This window comes from Alteromonas gracilis (genome assembly GCF_043642145.1).
GTDB lineage: Bacteria > Pseudomonadota > Gammaproteobacteria > Enterobacterales > Alteromonadaceae > Alteromonas > Alteromonas gracilis_B.
This window is the reverse complement of the sequence record NZ_JBHZRZ010000002.1, coordinates 631,715-648,584: the sequence shown is the minus strand read 5'-3', so window position 1 is coordinate 648,584 and position 16,870 is coordinate 631,715. Positions and strand designations below refer to the sequence as shown.

The 16,870-nt window shown below is 44.2% G+C and carries 16 protein-coding genes; 13 read left to right on the top strand and 3 right to left on the bottom strand.

From position 1 onward, the window contains the following. Positions 1-74: 74 nt before the first annotated feature. Genes ACHUFN_RS06900 through ACHUFN_RS06890 form a run of 3 tightly spaced genes read left to right on the top strand, consistent with a single transcriptional unit; the run spans position 75 to position 2,801 of the window. Entirely contained in the window at positions 75-1,355 is a 1,281-nt protein-coding gene (locus tag ACHUFN_RS06900; RefSeq protein WP_394221579.1) for an oligosaccharide flippase family protein, read from the top strand. Between the two features lie 10 nt (positions 1,356-1,365). Beyond that, complete coding sequence (locus ACHUFN_RS06895; RefSeq protein WP_394221578.1) at positions 1,366-2,385, top strand: glycosyltransferase family 2 protein; 1,020 nt, start codon at positions 1,366-1,368, stop codon at positions 2,383-2,385. Then, complete coding sequence (locus tag ACHUFN_RS06890) at positions 2,382-2,801, top strand: hypothetical protein (RefSeq protein ID WP_394221577.1); 420 nt, start codon at positions 2,382-2,384, stop codon at positions 2,799-2,801. Before ACHUFN_RS06895 ends, ACHUFN_RS06890 begins: the two co-directional genes overlap by 4 nt. Before the next feature lie 111 nt (positions 2,802-2,912). Here the strand turns inward: ACHUFN_RS06890 and ACHUFN_RS06885 are convergent, their stop codons facing one another. From ACHUFN_RS06885 to ACHUFN_RS06875, 3 genes are all read right to left on the bottom strand, one after another. After that, a complete protein-coding gene (locus ACHUFN_RS06885) occupies positions 2,913-3,713 on the bottom strand; it encodes a LysR family transcriptional regulator (protein WP_394221575.1) in 801 nt (266 codons plus the stop codon). Positions 3,714-3,877: 164 nt separating this feature from the next. Further along, the gene (locus tag ACHUFN_RS06880) at positions 3,878-4,279 is read right to left on the bottom strand and encodes a hypothetical protein (RefSeq protein ID WP_394221574.1); all 402 of its coding nucleotides are present in this window, start codon (positions 4,277-4,279) and stop codon (positions 3,878-3,880) included. A gap of 10 nt (positions 4,280-4,289) precedes the next feature. Then, on the bottom strand, positions 4,290-5,921 hold the full coding sequence (locus ACHUFN_RS06875) for an LruC domain-containing protein (RefSeq protein WP_394221572.1): 1,632 nt from the start codon (positions 5,919-5,921) through the stop codon (positions 4,290-4,292). Between the two features lie 298 nt (positions 5,922-6,219). On the opposite strand from ACHUFN_RS06875, the gene ACHUFN_RS06870 reads away from it, so the two are divergent. The 10 genes from ACHUFN_RS06870 (at position 6,220) to ACHUFN_RS06825 (ending at position 16,852) form a co-directional block, all read left to right on the top strand. After that, positions 6,220-6,981 carry a hypothetical protein gene (locus ACHUFN_RS06870; protein ID WP_394221571.1) on the top strand — a complete coding sequence of 254 codons (762 nt, stop codon included), beginning with the start codon at positions 6,220-6,222 and terminating at the stop codon, positions 6,979-6,981. A 142-nt stretch (positions 6,982-7,123) separates the two neighbouring features. Next, complete coding sequence (locus ACHUFN_RS06865; protein WP_394221570.1) at positions 7,124-7,906, top strand: WecB/TagA/CpsF family glycosyltransferase; 783 nt, start codon at positions 7,124-7,126, stop codon at positions 7,904-7,906. Continuing rightward, the gene (locus ACHUFN_RS06860; protein ID WP_394221569.1) at positions 7,906-8,547 is read left to right on the top strand and encodes a sugar transferase; all 642 of its coding nucleotides are present in this window, start codon (positions 7,906-7,908) and stop codon (positions 8,545-8,547) included. The genes ACHUFN_RS06865 and ACHUFN_RS06860 overlap by 1 nt, the downstream gene beginning before the upstream one ends. 358 nt (positions 8,548-8,905) lie before the next feature. Continuing rightward, positions 8,906-10,168, top strand: a complete 1,263-nt coding sequence (locus ACHUFN_RS06855) for a polysaccharide biosynthesis/export family protein (RefSeq protein WP_394221568.1) — start codon at positions 8,906-8,908, stop codon at positions 10,166-10,168. A gap of 9 nt (positions 10,169-10,177) precedes the next feature. After that, entirely contained in the window at positions 10,178-11,569 is a 1,392-nt protein-coding gene (locus ACHUFN_RS06850) for a GumC family protein (protein ID WP_394221567.1), read from the top strand. After that, complete coding sequence (locus tag ACHUFN_RS06845) at positions 11,524-12,786, top strand: O-antigen ligase family protein (RefSeq protein ID WP_394221566.1); 1,263 nt, start codon at positions 11,524-11,526, stop codon at positions 12,784-12,786. The genes ACHUFN_RS06850 and ACHUFN_RS06845 overlap by 46 nt, the downstream gene beginning before the upstream one ends. A gap of 211 nt (positions 12,787-12,997) precedes the next feature. Further along, positions 12,998-14,098 (top strand): polysaccharide pyruvyl transferase family protein, encoded by a 1,101-nt coding sequence (locus ACHUFN_RS06840; protein ID WP_394221565.1) that lies wholly within the window; start codon positions 12,998-13,000, stop codon positions 14,096-14,098. Further along, positions 14,095-15,054, top strand: a complete 960-nt coding sequence (locus ACHUFN_RS06835) for a glycosyltransferase family 2 protein (protein WP_394221564.1) — start codon at positions 14,095-14,097, stop codon at positions 15,052-15,054. The genes ACHUFN_RS06840 and ACHUFN_RS06835 overlap by 4 nt, the downstream gene beginning before the upstream one ends. Further along, entirely contained in the window at positions 15,051-15,887 is an 837-nt protein-coding gene (locus tag ACHUFN_RS06830) for a glycosyltransferase family 2 protein (RefSeq protein WP_394221563.1), read from the top strand. Before ACHUFN_RS06835 ends, ACHUFN_RS06830 begins: the two co-directional genes overlap by 4 nt. A 26-nt stretch (positions 15,888-15,913) precedes the next feature. After that, positions 15,914-16,852 carry a GGDEF domain-containing response regulator gene (locus ACHUFN_RS06825; RefSeq protein WP_394221562.1) on the top strand — a complete coding sequence of 313 codons (939 nt, stop codon included), beginning with the start codon at positions 15,914-15,916 and terminating at the stop codon, positions 16,850-16,852. Positions 16,853-16,870 lie beyond the last annotated feature (18 nt).

Sequence of the window (16,870 nt, the reverse complement as noted above, 5' to 3'; positions counted from 1 at the left end):
AGGTCTAAATTTTCGATGAAAATTGGAACAGATGTTGAGAGGAGTATATTCATGTAACGCAGTTGGTGTTAAACATGAATGTTCCTGTAAAGCTCTTCCAGCAATTAAAACGCGCGTTTCCGCAAGGAGGTGTAGCACGTAACAGCTCTTGGCTGCTTAGCGCAGAGCTAATTGCTAAAGTTTCTCGCCTTTTCACTATCATCGCACTGTCTTCGCAGCTGACGTCTGCCATGTTTGGCGTTGTCATGTTGGCACTCGCAAGTCACGAAATTATTCGCACCATCATGCGGTGCGGCGCTGGAACACAATTAGTTCAGTGTGCAGAGAATAAGTTAACGGTGTTTGCAGAAACTGCTAAAGCACTGCAGTGGATGCTGGCACTATTGCTGTTGGCTGTGCAGTGCGGAGTAGCCTGCATCGTAGGCATTTTGTATGAAAACGCTCAGCTAACATCGCTTATTCTATGCATGGGTATTACCTACTTACTATTTCCTGTAGTAAGTGTGAATGTTTTTCTGCTTCAACGAGAAGGTAAGTTTAAGTATTTCAGCGTGCGAAATGCGGTATGTATTATCGCGGAAAATGCTGCAGTTGCCGCGTTGGTTTTCTCTCCTTTAGAGTTATGGTCTGTGGTGGCGGGCAAGTTTGTTTTTGCTGCGCTTTGGGTGTGTTTATTCTACCGCGCGCCAGTTTCTCAGTACGCTTGCAAAGTTAATTTCAATGCATTGAGCTACTTGGTTTCAACCTCTATACAGCTATTTGTTTCAGAACTGCTTAAAGCCAGTCGTCAGCACGCAGACCTATTTATCGCAAGCAAAGTCTTTACGCCTGAAACTGCCGGTTTGTATGCGTTTGCGCGAAGTGCTGGTGTAGGGCTTACGCAGTCGCTAAGCACCGCTTTTTCAAGTGCGCTGTTTCCGTTCTTATGTAAAAAAGTGCGCGAAAATCATAGTTCACTGCTATCGGCAAAGCTAGTGTTAGCCTGCGTTGTGATTGCAAGCGCATTTGTTATTCAGGGGGTACTTGCACCCGTATATATTCCTATGTTTTTCAGTGACAAATGGGCGCTTGCTATCCCTGTGGTATCGGTTTTGTGTTTTGCTGCAGCGCCTTTCCTTTTATTTGAAATACAAAATACGGCGGTAAGGGCACTCGGGCTATATAAACAAGAAAGCGCTGCTCGACTGTTGCTTTTACTCACCACTGCCGCGGTGCTCTTTGGCATAGCTCCGCAATCGCCAATGCAGCTGGCGAGCTGCATGTTGCTTAGCAATGCCGTTACCGTACTACTGATTTTTTTCTATCAATATAAACCTCGTCTGAACACAGGCGATAGCCGCTTTAGTCAGCTTTAAGGAGCGTATTATGAATACCCCACTGGTCTCTGTTGTTATGCCCATTTTCAACATGCAGAAATACGTAGAACTTGCGCTGCTTTCGGTTAAGCAACAAACCTATTCAAACTTAGAAATTATTTGCGTGAACGATGGTAGTACGGATAACTCTGTTGATATTGTCGAGCAATTTGACGACCCTCGGATCAAGCTTGTAAATCAAGCTAATCAGGGTTTGTCTGCCGCGCGTAATACTGGAATGTCACATGCGTCAGGAAAGTACATTGCGCTTCTTGATCCAGACGATCTGTGGCTGCCAGAAAAGATTGCTCAGCATGTGGCGCATTTAGAACGTTCCCCAGAGGTAGGCATTAGTTATTGCCCTTCATTGTTTATCACCGAAGAGGGAAAACGCAACGGATTAGGTCAATTTCCTAAGCTTGAAGATATTTCACTTAAGACGGTAATGTGCAGAAATCCTATAGGTAATGGTTCAGCGCCTGTTATTCGCAAGGCAATGCTAGATGAGTTATCCATTGCTTTACCTCGTCATCATTCTGGACGCACATGCTTTTTCGATGAAGCAATGCGCCAGTCTGAAGACATTGATTTTTGGATCTACTGCGCGCTAAATGCGAATTACAAGATTGAAGGCATTGCTAAGCCTTTAACGCTGTATCGGATTAATGCCAACGGGCTTTCTGCGAACTTAGCTAAACAGTTTCGCGCATGGGAGTACTGTATGCAGAAGCATTTAGCGTCAGCGCCTTTTAAAGTGGCACCTTTGTATAAAAAAGCGCGAGCATATCAATATCGCTATTTAGCGCGCCGTGCTGTACAAAGCAGAAGTACAAGTGATGCTATCTGCTATTTGTACAAAGCGTTTAAATCTGACGCTTCTATCGTTACTGAAGAACCTAAAAAAACCTTCATCACCGTTGCAAGTGCGTTGCTTAGCGCATTGCCAGGGCGTTTGTATAGCGCATGTGAAGGTGCAGTACTACATATGCTTGAGCGACGTAAGCAGCGCCTACTAAAGGCTGTGCTATGAAAAAGAAAGTAAAACAAGCGCACCCATTAAACGATCCGGCGGTAAAAAATTTGCTACAGCGCATGGAGCCTCATATAGCACAAAGTTTTAGCCTAGAGCAGCTGCACGCCCTTAGCCGAGTGGTTGGGTTGCGCAACGGCCGCCTTCATAGCGTGGATGCCCGCACAACAGTAAAACTGCCATTTTTGCCCTGGACGTTTTATCTGGTATTTCTTGCGGGTAAAAACAGACGTTCTTTATCAAATAGCGAAAAGTCTGCCGCTACAGGAATGCTGCTACTGCTTATCACATGCTTTTGTATGCTGTTTACCGTCGCAGTAATGCTCGTGTTGTATCTGCTAAAGTCGTGGCTAGGTATAAACCTATTTGAAAACTTTTCACTGGGGTTAATTGCGTGGGTTGATTCGCTTCGCTGATGGCAAGGTTATAGCTTGCGTGATTGCGCTAAGGCACACGGGTTGGCGCGTCGTTTTAACACAATGGAAAGGCGTGTTGGTAAAAATGCGTTGCACGAAGATACAAGGTAATTAGGAGAGCGTAAGTTGGGCCATTTTCTGTTTGAGCATATTAATAAACGCTGACACTTTTGCAGGTACTAACTGTGTAGAAGGCGAGGCGTAAAGCGCGTGTACAGGAAAAGACGGCTTCTCCCAGTCGGTGAGTACTTCCTCGAGACCTTCTGCATTGTTGCCGTGGTTTAAAAACCATGTTGGCGCGTAATGTAAGCCGCCACCTTGCTTTACTACTTGCATAATGGCTCCCACATTATTTACCGAAAATACGCTTTTCATTTGAACTTGCTGTGCGCGCTTTCCTTGTTTTAATACAAGCGATGTAGGTTTTTGTAACCATTGGTACAGCACAAATTGGTGGTCGCTTAAATCGTCAGGTGTGGTAGGCGTTCCAAATTTTTCAAGATAGTCTTTTGAGCCTACAATTGACACGCCCATGTCACCTAAATGTCGGGCTCGCAATGATGAGTCGGGAAGGGTGCCAACGCGAATGGCTACGTCTATACCTTCTTCGGTCAGGTTTACTTTCTGATCGTTTAACATTAACTCAATACGAAGCGCGCTATGGGCTTGCTGAAACTCATGTAACCACGGAGCAACATAACAAGACCCAAAGTCTACGGGGCAGCTTACTCGAAGAAGCCCTGTTGGCGCACTGCTGCTTTGTGCTATCTCGTTTTCTAGCTTATCCATTTGTGCCGTAATATGGCGCAAACGCTCATAATACGTTTTGCCAATATCGGTGGGGAAAGACTGTACCTTAGACCTTTCTATCAACTTAACGCCTAAACGCTTCTCAAGGGCAAGTATATGCAACCTAGCTCCGCTTAACGGTTAAGGCCGCATTAGGTTTGCATAATGGTACTTTTTGAAAGCGCGTTCTGACAAGATCGCAACGACGGAAACTCAAAAGGCGCCACACAGAAATGTGTGGCGCCAAAACAGGGGCAAAAGGAGTTCAGCTACCCTGTAAGTGAACCTTAAAAATTCACCGACACTCTGGAGTCATGAACCACTTCTACCGTCTGTTCCTTTGGTGTACCGTCACTTTTAGCTTCAACGTATAAAGTTTCTATGTGAGCGGGTACTTCTACGCCTCGAGATAGATAGCCGCTTTTATCTGTTTTACCCGAAAACAAAATACTGCTGGCTAAAACACGTGAGCGTTTGTGCTCTGGCTGCAGGTAAACGGTAATGTCAGTTCTTTCTGTACTATTAGCAACGCTAACGTCTAACACCATTTGTTTGTGACTGCTAAAGTCAAATGTTGGGCTTACGGTTAGCTCTGTCGAACGACCTGCTTTTTGGTTGGCCGCTGCCGACATACTGGTGGCAAGAAGTAGCGATAAACCCATAACCGATACAATTTTTGCGTTTTTCATAACTGGCTCCTTACTTATTAAATACATGGTGTGGTCTAACAACTGTTTTGTACCACTGGTTCTGGTCGACGCCTGATGACTCAACCCATTGCTCGTAGCTTGGATATGCCCACAGAACATCAATATATTCTCTTGGGTATGTCCAGGTGTCGTTAAGCTTCAGCGCCCACGGTAGATTTTGCTCGTTAACGTAGTAGCGGCCAGCAGTTGAGTCGCTATCGTCTTCACCGCGGTTAAAGTAGTGCTTGTTAGCAAGGTTAGTGGGGGGGTAGTTTGCAAAGTGCACCTCGTGACCTCGGTTGTTACTTCTGAAGATAAAGAAGTCCAACTCAGAGTGATAAAGGGTGTCTAGGTCTACCGCAAGACGCACATCAAACGTAAAAGGAACGGCATCAAAGCGATTACACGTTGGCACCGTATTAAAGTGAGAACACTTGCCAGATGCGCCTGTGTTTGTGAAGGCTTTACTGTTTCCCCACACCTGCATAACCAAGTCGTCTTGCCACTTCTCGGCGCTTTTGTTGTAGGTCTTGCCATTGATAGTAAGCGTTGCTGAGTCTAAGTAATTGGGTGAAGAATTAAGTAAACGAAGACCGAAACCATTGGCATGTGAACCGCCTCTGGCATCAATAAAGCCGTTAATAATGAAGCCAGTTATCTTGTTATCGGCATTGTAGATAAGCTGCAGCTGTTCACGAATAACAAGGTCATTCATGTCATAATCGCCTTTGTAAGGCCAGTTGTCTTCGAATGCCAGCGTCACGTATTCTGACGAAGATGGATAGAAGCTAGTGCTTGCACGGCGGTAGTCGTTCGGGTACTCGTCTTGCCCGTCATCGATGCCGTCGGCGTCGCTGTCATTAGCACTTGGCATTGCCACTAAATCAGCTGTTTCAATTGCTGTTTCAGGCGTTGCCTTTACGCTGAATAGTGCATCGTTAAAGTCATTGTCACCCCACGTACGAGGTAGATCCTCAAAACCTAGCACTGCCTCGTCGGTTTCCTCATCGAACAGTAATACCATATGCTGCTTCAGCGACTCATCTTTCTCTGGATTTAAGTGGCTTAGCGAGTAGTAGTAAGGAATAGCGAAGTCTTTTACACCTGTCCAATACCAAAAGCCGTTTGCAGCGATAAAGAAACCTATGCTGGTGTCAGCTGGAAACGTACCTATACTAACGCGGTGACCATTCGTTAGATGTGGATATGAAAGGTTCGGAAAAACAATGGTTTCTTGAATTTCTTCTTTGCTTTGCGGTGGATTATTTCTGTCGAACGTAAAATAACCAAAGCTATTTTTATAGCCAGCGCCTTCATGAATGAAGGTAATAAACACTTCAGCTTCTTCGGTAAGGTGAATAGTTGCGCCGTCGCTGTCTGTCATAAATGCTTCGTTTACTTCAGACTCGGGCAGTGCGTTTTTAATACGCTTAAAAAAGTCCTTGGGATACTCATTGCGCGCATAGGTAAGCCCTTCAGGTTTCCCCGTAGCTTGGTTATAGCCTTCTGGCCACGGTTTCTCAGTAAAGAATTGCCATTGATATTTGCCATTCACTTGTTCAACGGCCGCTGCATTATTTGCGCCTATTGCACCACAGCACGCAATACTCATTAGGATAGGAATTAGCTTATTTCGATTCATAACACGGTCCTCAGTTTTCACTCGTAAACATTGAGTAACCTCACGTAGCGATTAATATGCCATTTTTTATGTTGTTGTTTTTAATTGTTATTTTGTGTTTTGATGCTACTTTTTATAAATTGGTTAGCAAGTTGCAATGGGTTTTTATTAGCAAGTTGCAAAAGTAAAAAAGCATTCAAACATAGGGAAGGGTATGAATAAAAGTGCGCGTGTTGGCTTCAAAAGTGCAGCGAATGTCGTGTTTGATCATTAGGCACGGGCTAGCAATGAATTAGGTATTAGTAATATAGGCAAGTAAATGCAGTCAAAGAGTTCGAGCAGTAACAAGCAAGACAAAAACGCTAAAGCATCAATGCTGATATTCAGCCTTGCGCTAAACGGTTACGAGCTGCTGTATAAATCTTATTTAGAAAGTCATCGTGCTTACGCCTCGCGCTTGCAGTGCGACTATGTATCGGTTGTAAAACCTCATTTTTCTAGCTTAGGCGTAGAATGCTGCTGGCTGAAAATATACCTACTGCAACAGGCATTAAATGCCGGTTATCAGCACGTACTTTTTTTAGATGCAGATGCTTTAGTACAACCCGATGCTCCCGATATACGCACCGCGTTTAATAGTCAAAATAGCGTGTATTTAGCACGTGGATATTCTGGCGACTATAACAGTGGCGTGATACTGGTCAGAAATGACAATAACGCAAAGTTGTTTATTCAAAGTGTTATTCAACATCGCTTTTTGGATAAGAAAGAAAGCGTGGGGTGGGGGGAAAACGACAGCGTAATTACCGTTGCAGAAAATGCTAACTACATCGAAACCTTGTCTAGGCGCTGGAACAATACGGCTGACGAAGGCCTGAACGATTACATAAGGCACATTAACTTTGGCCCGCTTAGAACCAGTAAAAAACGCAATGTAATCCACAAATTTATGAGTAGATTTACGCGAGCCTTATGGTGGGGAGCAAAACTTTTACCTCGTAAGCGCCGTGAAAAAATGCTGAACCGCGCAACACAAAAAACGCTTCAAAAAATTCTAAAATACTACCCTCAATTTCGCTGAATGAATTTTTATTTTGCAAATCATTTTGAAAATTGCAAATTTACAAATTCAATGAGATTTCTATAAGGTTATGATTTTTATGGCTTAAATCAGTTGGTCAGTTAATTGCTGAGTGTCTCTTATCTTCAAAGAGGTACTCAATATGAATGATTTAACGCTACACCTAAATGATAACAAAATTGATGTTCTTGGTTTGCCGATAGAAAATACCACCTTGAATGAGGCGGCAGAAAAGGTGGTTAACGCTACCAATCTATCAGCGTCTTCTCGTCCTCACATTTATTACTTTGTCAATGCGCATTCCGTAAACTCTTGCTGCAAATACGCTGAACTTAGCGACATACTAATGCGCGCCGATAGCCTTTTCGCTGATGGTATAGGAATGCGAATAGCTGCAAAGAAGTGCGGAACCGAGCTTATCGATAATGTAAACGGTACGGATTTACTTCCCGTGCTCTGTCAAAAGTCGGCACAAAAAGGTAAGCGGTTATTTTTGTTTGGCGCAAAGCCTGGGGTGGCAGAGAAAGCTGCCAAAAACCTTAAAAAGCAATTTAAGGGGTTGAAGATTGCGGGAACCCACCATGGATTTGTCAGTGATAAAGACATGCCAGCTTTAATTAACAAAATTAATAAATCGAAGGCCAATATTGTGATGGTAGCTATGGGTACTCCTATACAGGAATGTTGGGTAGACCAATACGCCAGTGCGCTTGACTGTCAGGCTGTAATGGCCGTGGGCGGCCTGTTCGATTTTTTCTCTGGTGCAATTCCACGCGCGCCACTTTTAATGCGAAAACACGGCTTAGAGTGGCTTTTTCGATTAACTCAAGAGCCTGTGACCAAATTTGAACGCTATGTCATGGGCATACCTGAATTTCTTTATCACGTATTTGTGCAAAACAAACGTTTTTCAGGAGCAAGATAATGAATAAATTCATACCATTCATCAACACAACGCCTTCGAATCACAAAGGCTTGCCTATGTGGTTCCAAAAATTAATGGCACTTGGCGTTCTTATTGTATTAGCGCCGCTTGTTTTAGTTGTTTGCATTGCAATAAAAACAGAAAGCCGAGGGCCACTTATATTTTCTCAGCTTCGCGTTGGTGAGCAAGGGCGACAATTCAGGTGCTTTAAATTTCGTTCTATGTATACGCCAGACGCTTATCAATGGGCGATAGCCGCTAAAATGAAAAGCGATAGAGAAGGCATATGCCAAAAGCGCTACAGCGACCCAAGAATTACGCGTGTGGGGCGCATTATTAGAAAGTTCTCTGTCGATGAGCTGCCGCAGTTAATTAATGTGCTTCTTGGCGATATGGCGTTGGTTGGACCTCGACCGCACTTAACAACAGAATATGTTCAGTATGAAAAGAGCACGCTCTCGCGGTTACACCGCAAGCCGGGGCTAACGGGTTTGTGGCAAGTGTCTGGACGTGCAGATACCACCTTTGAAGAACAAATGATGCTAGACAACACCTATATCGAACGTCAAAGCTGGTTATTTGATGTAAAAATACTGTTTGCCACAGTACCTGCGGTTATTTTTGCAAGAGGCGCATATTAATCAAAGGTGCGTTTCATATTTAGGCATTTACTAACTATTGCCAAATGAAGCCTCAAACATTTCTTACTAAACCAAGAGTGAAAATGCGCTGCGTAGCGCATTTTCTTTTGCTCCGCCTTTCTCTTTCTCAACGAATTTACGCTAAATCATGCGGTTTTTAAAATGCGAATATGCATTTTGCAAATCAGCAAAAACATTGTCGTTAAAAAAATAAATATATATAAATCATAAGCTTAAAAGTTGGAATGGTTGCTGCAATATTACTGCAATGAAGCGTTCCAAGAGAAGTTAGTACCTAACGTGGAAGTTGTCACGACAACGCTTTAAACACGAAAGTTGTTGGCTACAGGAGAGGGTAATGATCAAACGTATTGCAGTAAGTTCATTAAGTATATTGATAACAATTGGCTTAACAGCATGCGGCAGCACGCCTGAGCGCAGCAGCCAAGATGATGAACCAAACAACTTTTATGGCCAGCCAGACGACCGAGGCGTTAATGTTGTTCACGCTGCAGCGCCAACACCAACTTTCTCTACTGACATTTCGTGCAGCGATCGCAAAAATTTTGCTGCGCCGCTAAATTATCGCGTAGATCAACCACTGGCGTTAAACAATAGCATTCTGCCTGCGCAGTGGTTAACCACCGATAGCAAGGCGCAGGTAATTCCATTAAGCCCTGGCGATATTATCAATGTAGCCATTGAAGATGGTGAAGGGTTTAACGGGCAGTACGTTCTTGACCTACACGGCTATGTGTCTTTACCGCTAATTGCACCGATTATGGCGGCAGGCAGAGCAACGCATGCTGTAGCTAAAGACATTGAGCTAGCCCTAATTAAAGCGAATATTTTTCAACCAGCTACTGCCACAACCGTGGTGAATGTTGTGCACTTGTCAGGCATCGACGTGCACGTAACAGGCGCGGTTTTCCAACCAGGGCGCGTTGAAATTAACGCAAGAAATAGACACAACACATTAGATAAGCAATTTGAAGCCAGCGGCGATTTTGCTACCAAGCGCTTGTTGTCTGAAGCACTTCGCGCGGCGTCAGGCATACGCCCAGATGCAAAGCTCGACCAAGTTATTCTTATTCGAAATGGTTGGCAGGTTGAAGTAGATATGACCGGTGTACTTACAGGTCGTTCGGTCATCGATTACCCATTAATTTCTGGCGATCGCGTAATTGTACCTAGTACGGGCTGCTTCCAGCCATACCTAGTCAGGCCCAGTCAAATAACACCAAAGGGATTTCGTGTATTTATGTCTAACCTTATCGATTCTGCAAAAAGCAACGCAGCTGCGGCAGTAGGCCGATATTCAACCAATATTCCCTACGGCACACGCTTGTTACAGGCGGCAATATCAGCGAACTGCGTTGGCGGAAAAGTATGGACGAACGCTCCACGTTCTGTACTTCTGGTGAGTAAGCACCCTATCACCGAAGAAACGCAAGTAATCCAACGCTCGATAGAGGACTTAATGCGAAGCTCAGAGCGAGAGGACATTAATCCCTATTTGATGCCTAACGATGCCATTGCGTGCTACGACTCAACCGTTACCAATGTTAAAGATGTAGTGAAGACGGTTGCCGATATTTTCTTGCCCTTCGCGATTTTATAAGGAGGCGTTATGTGTCAATCGCTTGTTGTTCAAAACGCTTACGGACGATTTAGAAGCAAAGTGTATCGCGTAACTAAGAAACCTTATTTGGCCATCATTCTTTGTGCATATGTGTTTATTGCGCTGCTTGTTTCTACTTACATTGCGAGCCCTAGTCGCTATACAAGTAACATGGAACTTGTCTTACCAGGTACGGGGAACTCAAGCAATGTTAGCCTTAACGATGTTGGCCAAGTTGTTTCTCAAACTGCTACTCCCTTTGGCACGCGAGGGTTTAACCCGCGCGTTAACTACAAGGTTATGCTTTCAAGCAGACGTATTATTGCCAATGCAGCCGCCCAGCTTGGGCTAAGCATACAACAGTTCGGTGAGCCAAAAGTAACACTAACCGAGCAAACTTCTATTCTTGAAGTTACTATCTCTGCCGATACGCCTGAAGTGGCTTCTGCAAAACTAGAGGCACTTTATAAAGCGCTGCAAGACGAGTTAAATGCGTTGCGTGCTGACGAAGTGGCCAAAAGAGATGAGAGCATTGAAAGCGTACTTGAAGACTATCGTCAAAAAACCAATAAAAGCAGAGCTAACATTTTAGACTTTCAAGAACGTTCATTTTTGATATCGCCTGAGCAAATGACGCAGTTAACGTTAACGCTAGCCACGGTGCGTGAAAAGCACATTTACGTTCAATCTGAGTTGCAAGAAATGAATGACTTTATACGTCAAATGGGGACTGACTTGGGCATTACTTCTTCAATGGCCGCTCGTGCACTTACGCTTCAATCAGACCCTGAGTTTTTGGGCTTTTATGAAGAGTTACGCTTAAGCGCCGCCGCTTTTTCAGATTACTCATCAAAGTGGGGCTCGCAGCATCCTAAGGTAATTGCAGCACAAAAACGGAATGTTTCAGCCAGAGAAAAGCTATATGCACGTGGCACTGAGCTTACAGGTATGCAAACCGTTGAACAGTTTATGGCAATTAACCTTGAGAATAACCCACGCCGTGCACAGTTGTTTTCTGACTTTGTGGAGGCGCAAGCGCAACGAGAAGGGCTTAAAGCCAAAAGTAACGAGCTGCGTTTGTCCATTGAAGAAATGGAAGGCCGATTAAAAATATACGCCCGTGAAGTGGCAGAGTTGTCGCGTCTTCAGCGAGAGTTCGATATGGCTGACGCAGTATTTACCTCGGCAGCGGCAAGATTAGAAGCTAATAAATCTGACGTATTTGCCTCTTACCCTGTTATACAAATGCTGACACAGCCCGATGTTCCGGTTGACCCTTCAAGTCCTAAAGCGCTTTTAGCCATTGTTGGCGGTGTTATGGGCGCAATTTTTCTTACTATAGGTTTGGTGATTGTATGGAAGCGCGAAGCACTTCTATCAGCCTTGCTGAAGAGAAAATAGTTTGGTGGGCGCTGGTATTCACCTATCCAATCTATTTACTAGGAACAACTTATGTTGTCGGCTCGCTTCTTGGCTGGGTTATATTTGCAACCTTTGTACTGCGCTGGTTTGTTGAAGGGCAAAGAGAAAATAAGAGCACGCCAATAGTTAGCTACATCTGGACTATTGCCATGCTCGGCATGCTGGTGGTGCTTTGGATAGGTCATGCCGATTGGCATTTGGGTATCCCAAAAACCATTAAATCGAGCATTGGTTGGATGAAAGGTTGGGCGCTTATTCCACTTTTCATTTGGCTAGGCGCGGTTACCGAAGTGAAAAAAGCCGTATTAATACGCGGTGCTTGTATTGTGGGTTACCACTCTGCCATTTTTGGCGCGCTAACCTTTATTGTTTATCTTACTGGCTTTTCAGGCGAGCTGTTTCTTTCACCCTTTAAAGCCGTAGGGGGCCCGGGCGATAGCTTTTTCACTGTTGCGCTATACGGTATGAATCCGGAAACCGGTGGTGGACGCTGGGCGTTTTTCACGCCATGGGCACCGGCAGCTGGGTTATTCTCATGCCTCTTATTGTTAGTCTGTGTGCAAGAGGATGACCCCTCTTGGCGATTAAAAGGCATAATCGGATGCGCTGTTATGTGCCTTTTGTGTCAGTCTCGTGCGGGCTGGGCAGTTTTTTTGTTCCTTATTCCCTTCATTATGGCGAAGCGTTTTGTACAGCAGCCTTGGTTTTTTATTGTATTAGGTGTTGTTATTCCAATGGTGCTGACACTTGGTTTACCGCTTATTGAGTTAGTTTTAAATACTTATGAAGAAGTTAAAGCGTCACGGCCTGCCTCTACTCAGGTTCGCCAAACGCTAGCCAACATTGCGCTTCAGCGCTGGCAGGCGGAAGCGTGGTTCTTTGGGCATGGCATTGTTGAACCTGGCCCGATAACAGTAGAAGGTATGCCTATTGGTTCGCATCACACCTGGTATGGCCTACTTTTTGTGAAAGGGTTTATCGGACTATTGTGTTTAGCCATTCCTCTTATTACTACCGTTATCGCCCTTGCAATTAATAGCTTAACAGACAAGAGCGCCTACCTTGCCCTTGGCATGATTGTGGTGATTATAGGCTACAGCTTCTTTGAAAATCTTGAAATTCTCGCCAATCTTATTTGGCCTGCGCTATTTATGATTGGCGCAGCATTGAATCCTCGACGTCGTGAGGCTGTATAGCCTCATTTGCAATCTGCATATTTCTAAATATGCAAAATGAAAATCCCTACTCTTAAACTGCATTAAACCTCCCTTGGAATATCTTTGAATTGGGTTAACTTTCTGATTTTTATGGTTAATGTTGGTTTGGTACAGGCTTTGCTGTTGTATGAGTACGAAAGCGAGTTGCTGTTTCGCACTAAGTTAACTTACGCAAGTAATGGTGAAAGAAATGAGTAAGTACGAATCATATATTGTTGGTTATTACGGTATGCAGAATACCGGGGATGACGCACTGTTAGCTGCGACCATCCAAGGTGTTAAATCGTATTTTGGTCACAAGCGTGTGTTGGTATCGTCAAATGCTAAAGCCGTTACTTTCGACAGCAGTATCGACGTTGCGCGTTTACATTCAACGCCGCGCTTTCCCGGTCAAAATAGACTTATTCATTACGCAAATGCCGTGCGCAGTAAGCGGGTAGTATTTGGTGGTGGCTCTGTGCTTCACAGCGCGCGAGATCTTGATTTAAAACGTCATCTTATTGCGCTAAGTTCAGAGAAAAAAGGCTATGCATTAGGTGTAGGTATTGAAGCGTTCAGAACCCTTCAAGATGAAAAAGCCTGCACACGCTTTTTAAATGCCTGTGAATTGGTAGCAACACGAGACAAAGCAAGCTATGACCTTGCAACCTCAATTGCGCCAAGCGCAAACATTATAGAAGCGTTCGACCTTGCACCAATGATTGCTGCAAATAGTTCGCTTACTACTTCAGTACCGCGCAAAGGCTTAGCAATTAACTTATGCCCACTCGTTATCGATGCTATGGGAAGTCGCGACGTTGCTTGTGAACAAAAGCTAATTGATTCACTAGCGCGAGCGGTTCAGCTTTTATGGTACCAAACCAAAGAAGACGTAACGTTAATTAGCTTCAATGGGCACAATGTTCACGGCGATGATGGTTTATTAGTGCGTCTTCAACAAGCCATTGGCCATCGTATACCCGTTCGCTTCGTAGGGTACAACCCCAATCCGTTTAATGCGCTATCTCTGATGCGTGAATTTAAAGTGGTGGTGGGAATGAGACTACACTGCAATGTGTTTGCCTATCTTGCAAACACGCCATCCGTGTCTTTGCATTATCACCCAAAAAGCGAAGCGTGGAGTAACCAAATTGGCGTGCCGGAAAAGTATCAACTTAATGCTTTTTCCTGTAGCGCGCAGTCAATTCTTGACGCCATCTTATCTATAGTCGATTTAGACGAGAAAACAGCGTCTATGCCGGTTGAATCAGCGGTTCAAAAAGCACAGCTAAATTGGGAGTTTGCATTATGAAAACACCAACATTGTCAGTGGTAATTCCACTTTATAACAAGGCTCAGCATATAGAGCGCACGCTTCAAAGCGTTCTAAATCAGTACACCAAGGTTGATGAAATAATCGTTGTTGATGATGGTTCAAACGATGGTGGTGCTAACGTAGTACGCGGGCTTGGTATAGAGAACCTTGTAATTATAGAGCAGGCCAATCAGGGGGTTTCAGTAGCCAGAAATAATGGCGTAGCGGCAGCAACAACAGACTATGTTGCGTTTTTAGACGCCGATGATGAATGGCTTCCCTTTTTTACCACAGAAATTTATACGCTAATTCAGCAGTTTGGAAATTGTGGCTTGTTCGCAACACGCTACCAATGCGTTGAAGAAGGCGGGCGCGTAGTTGACGCAAAAATAGTCCTAGACAGTGTTGCGCCTGAAGGCTATCAGCTTACTAACTATTTTGATATTGCTTCGCGGGGTGACCTGCCTTTCATGGTGTCTTCAACGGTAGTTAAGAAAGCGTTCTTCAATCAGTTAAACGGTTTTCCGGCTAATGAGCCGATGGGCGAAGATCAGGACTTCTTTGCACGCGCTGCACTACATAACGCTATTGCGTACAGCCCCAATATTCATGTTCATTACCATCGCGATGCGTGTAACCGTGCAATGGACCGCCTAATCCCAGTGCAGGTATGTCCATTTGCTATGCGCTTACACGATGCATTAGGTAATGCCTCGGTATCGCCTACGCTAAAAGCCAGTATTCAGAAATATTGTGCAACCCATGGGCTATTTATTGCGAAGCAAAATATTTTGCGCGGCAAATATGCAACGGCACTGTCTATATTACGTATGCCGGCATGCAAGCATCGATTCTCACGCTACGCAGTGCTTAAAGCGCTTGCGCATGTGCTTAATACCAAAAGCACACTGACCAATATGTTTTCAGTATTTAAGAAGGAATATCAGTCATGAAAATCAATGCAATTATGCTGGTAAAAAATGAAGTCGATATTGTTGAAGAAACGCTGCTTAACGCCATGAAGTTCTGCCATAGAATTTATGTGTTTGATAATAATTCTACCGACGGTACTTGGGAATTAGTGAACGAAATGGCATCGCGCTTTCATGAGCTGGTTATTTTCGGACAAACGGCTGAGCCTTACAAAAATCAGCTGCGTAACCGCGTGTACAACGCACACCATGCAGAATACGGTGACGACGATTGGTGGTACATTCTAGATTCAGACGAGCTGTTAACTGAATCACCGAAAAAAGCGCTTACCAAAGCTGCATCAAAAGGAAACAGCGCAATGTGTGTGTGGCAGGCGCAGTTCTATTTTACTGATGAAGATATGGCGCAGTACAAAGACGAAGACACATCGCTTTCTATTACCCAAAGACGCAAACACTATTTAGTAAACTGGAAAGAGCAGCGTTTCTTCAAGAACAGCAGCGCACGGGCATGGCCTGAATCAATGTCGGGCCGTATTCCTGCTTGGTGTAATTCTATGGCGAAATATACGCCTATCTGTCGCCATTACGCGCTGCGTACACCAGAGCAAATTGAGGCTCGCGTGGCATTGCGGCTGAAAACTCAGCACGGCTTTGCCCACATAAAAAGCGCGCCAGCCATCAGCTATCCGAAAGCCAAGTCGTTAGATAAAGTCACCAGTGATGGACGGTTTACTATTCGTTTAACGCAAAAGATACGCTATGCCTACAAACAGCTTTATTTCGCATGCCATTGGAAATTAAAAGGGCTGCAAAAGAAATTGTCGTATTTCACTTTTAACGTTTCTGTTTAGGTCGTGTTTACAAGCGAGATCACATTATGAAGAATCAAATTATTAAGCAAAAAAGCCGCCTGTTAATTGTGGACGACGATAAATTATCTCGCTCAACGGTTGAAGGAATGCTATGCCAAGACTTTGACTGCGCCTCAGTTGATAGTGGCTTGAGAGCAATAAGCTATATTAAAAAATTCAGTCCGCCAGATGCTGTTGTTATGGACTATCACATGCCAGGTTGTAATGGTATTGAAACCATGCAGATGTTAAAAAAATACGCAGATTTCAGGCATGTTCCGGTTGTCTTTCTAACTGGAATAGAAAATGAGGAGATTCAGCGCCAATGTTGGAAAGTTGGGGCTGCTGACTTCATATCGAAGCCCGTCAGAGCACAAGATATTCGAATGAGGCTTGAGCATCAAATTCAGGTGAAAAGAAGAGAGTGTCATTTAGAAGAACTCGCATGCAAAGACGCACTTACCTCTCTTTATAACAGGCAGTTCTTCGTACAAAGTGTCCCAAGACTTATTCGCCAAATGAACCGAGAGAGAGCAGCGCTATCTGTGTTAATGATAGATATTGATGACTTTAAAAAGTACAACGATACCTATGGGCATTTGAAAGGAGACGAGGTGATAAAGCGGGTTGCAGGGGCTATTGCCAAGGGGGCGCAAAGGCCGTTAGATTTGCTCTTTAGGTTCGGTGGAGAGGAGTTTGTTGTGATACTTCCTAAAGTGTCATTACCAAACGCAAAAGTAGTGGCGAATCGCATATCTTCAACTGTAAGAGGGCTTTTTATAAAGAATGCTAAATCATCGTATGGCAGAGTTACTGTAAGTATTGGCGCTGCTGCTTCATATCAAGGAGAGAAAATTAACTTTATTGATTTGTTGAAGAAGGCTGACAAGGCCATGTACAAAGCAAAGTGTGCAGGTAAAAATATGCTCGTTGCCAGTATTCCAAAAAGCATAGCAAGCTCTTAATTGCGTACAGCCTGTGTT

Bases quoted from the DNA above. Each gene is read 5' to 3' on its own strand.
- ACHUFN_RS06875 (WP_394221572.1), bottom strand. From the start codon at position 5,921: ATGAATCGAAATAAGCTAATTCCTATCCTAATGAGTATTGCGTGCTGT.
- ACHUFN_RS06835 (WP_394221564.1), top strand. From the start codon at position 14,095: ATGAAAACACCAACATTGTCAGTGGTAATTCCACTTTATAACAAGGCT.
- ACHUFN_RS06890 (WP_394221577.1), top strand. From the start codon at position 2,382: ATGAAAAAGAAAGTAAAACAAGCGCACCCATTAAACGATCCGGCGGTA.
- ACHUFN_RS06840 (WP_394221565.1), top strand. From the start codon at position 12,998: ATGAGTAAGTACGAATCATATATTGTTGGTTATTACGGTATGCAGAAT.
- ACHUFN_RS06900 (WP_394221579.1), top strand. From the start codon at position 75: ATGAATGTTCCTGTAAAGCTCTTCCAGCAATTAAAACGCGCGTTTCCG.
- ACHUFN_RS06850 (WP_394221567.1), top strand. From the start codon at position 10,178: ATGTGTCAATCGCTTGTTGTTCAAAACGCTTACGGACGATTTAGAAGC.
- ACHUFN_RS06880 (WP_394221574.1), bottom strand. From the start codon at position 4,279: ATGAAAAACGCAAAAATTGTATCGGTTATGGGTTTATCGCTACTTCTT.
- ACHUFN_RS06845 (WP_394221566.1), top strand. From the start codon at position 11,524: ATGGAAGCGCGAAGCACTTCTATCAGCCTTGCTGAAGAGAAAATAGTT.
- ACHUFN_RS06860 (WP_394221569.1), top strand. From the start codon at position 7,906: ATGAATAAATTCATACCATTCATCAACACAACGCCTTCGAATCACAAA.
- ACHUFN_RS06865 (WP_394221570.1), top strand. From the start codon at position 7,124: ATGAATGATTTAACGCTACACCTAAATGATAACAAAATTGATGTTCTT.
- ACHUFN_RS06870 (WP_394221571.1), top strand. From the start codon at position 6,220: ATGCAGTCAAAGAGTTCGAGCAGTAACAAGCAAGACAAAAACGCTAAA.
- ACHUFN_RS06825 (WP_394221562.1), top strand. From the start codon at position 15,914: ATGAAGAATCAAATTATTAAGCAAAAAAGCCGCCTGTTAATTGTGGAC.
- ACHUFN_RS06830 (WP_394221563.1), top strand. From the start codon at position 15,051: ATGAAAATCAATGCAATTATGCTGGTAAAAAATGAAGTCGATATTGTT.
- ACHUFN_RS06895 (WP_394221578.1), top strand. From the start codon at position 1,366: ATGAATACCCCACTGGTCTCTGTTGTTATGCCCATTTTCAACATGCAG.
- ACHUFN_RS06855 (WP_394221568.1), top strand. From the start codon at position 8,906: ATGATCAAACGTATTGCAGTAAGTTCATTAAGTATATTGATAACAATT.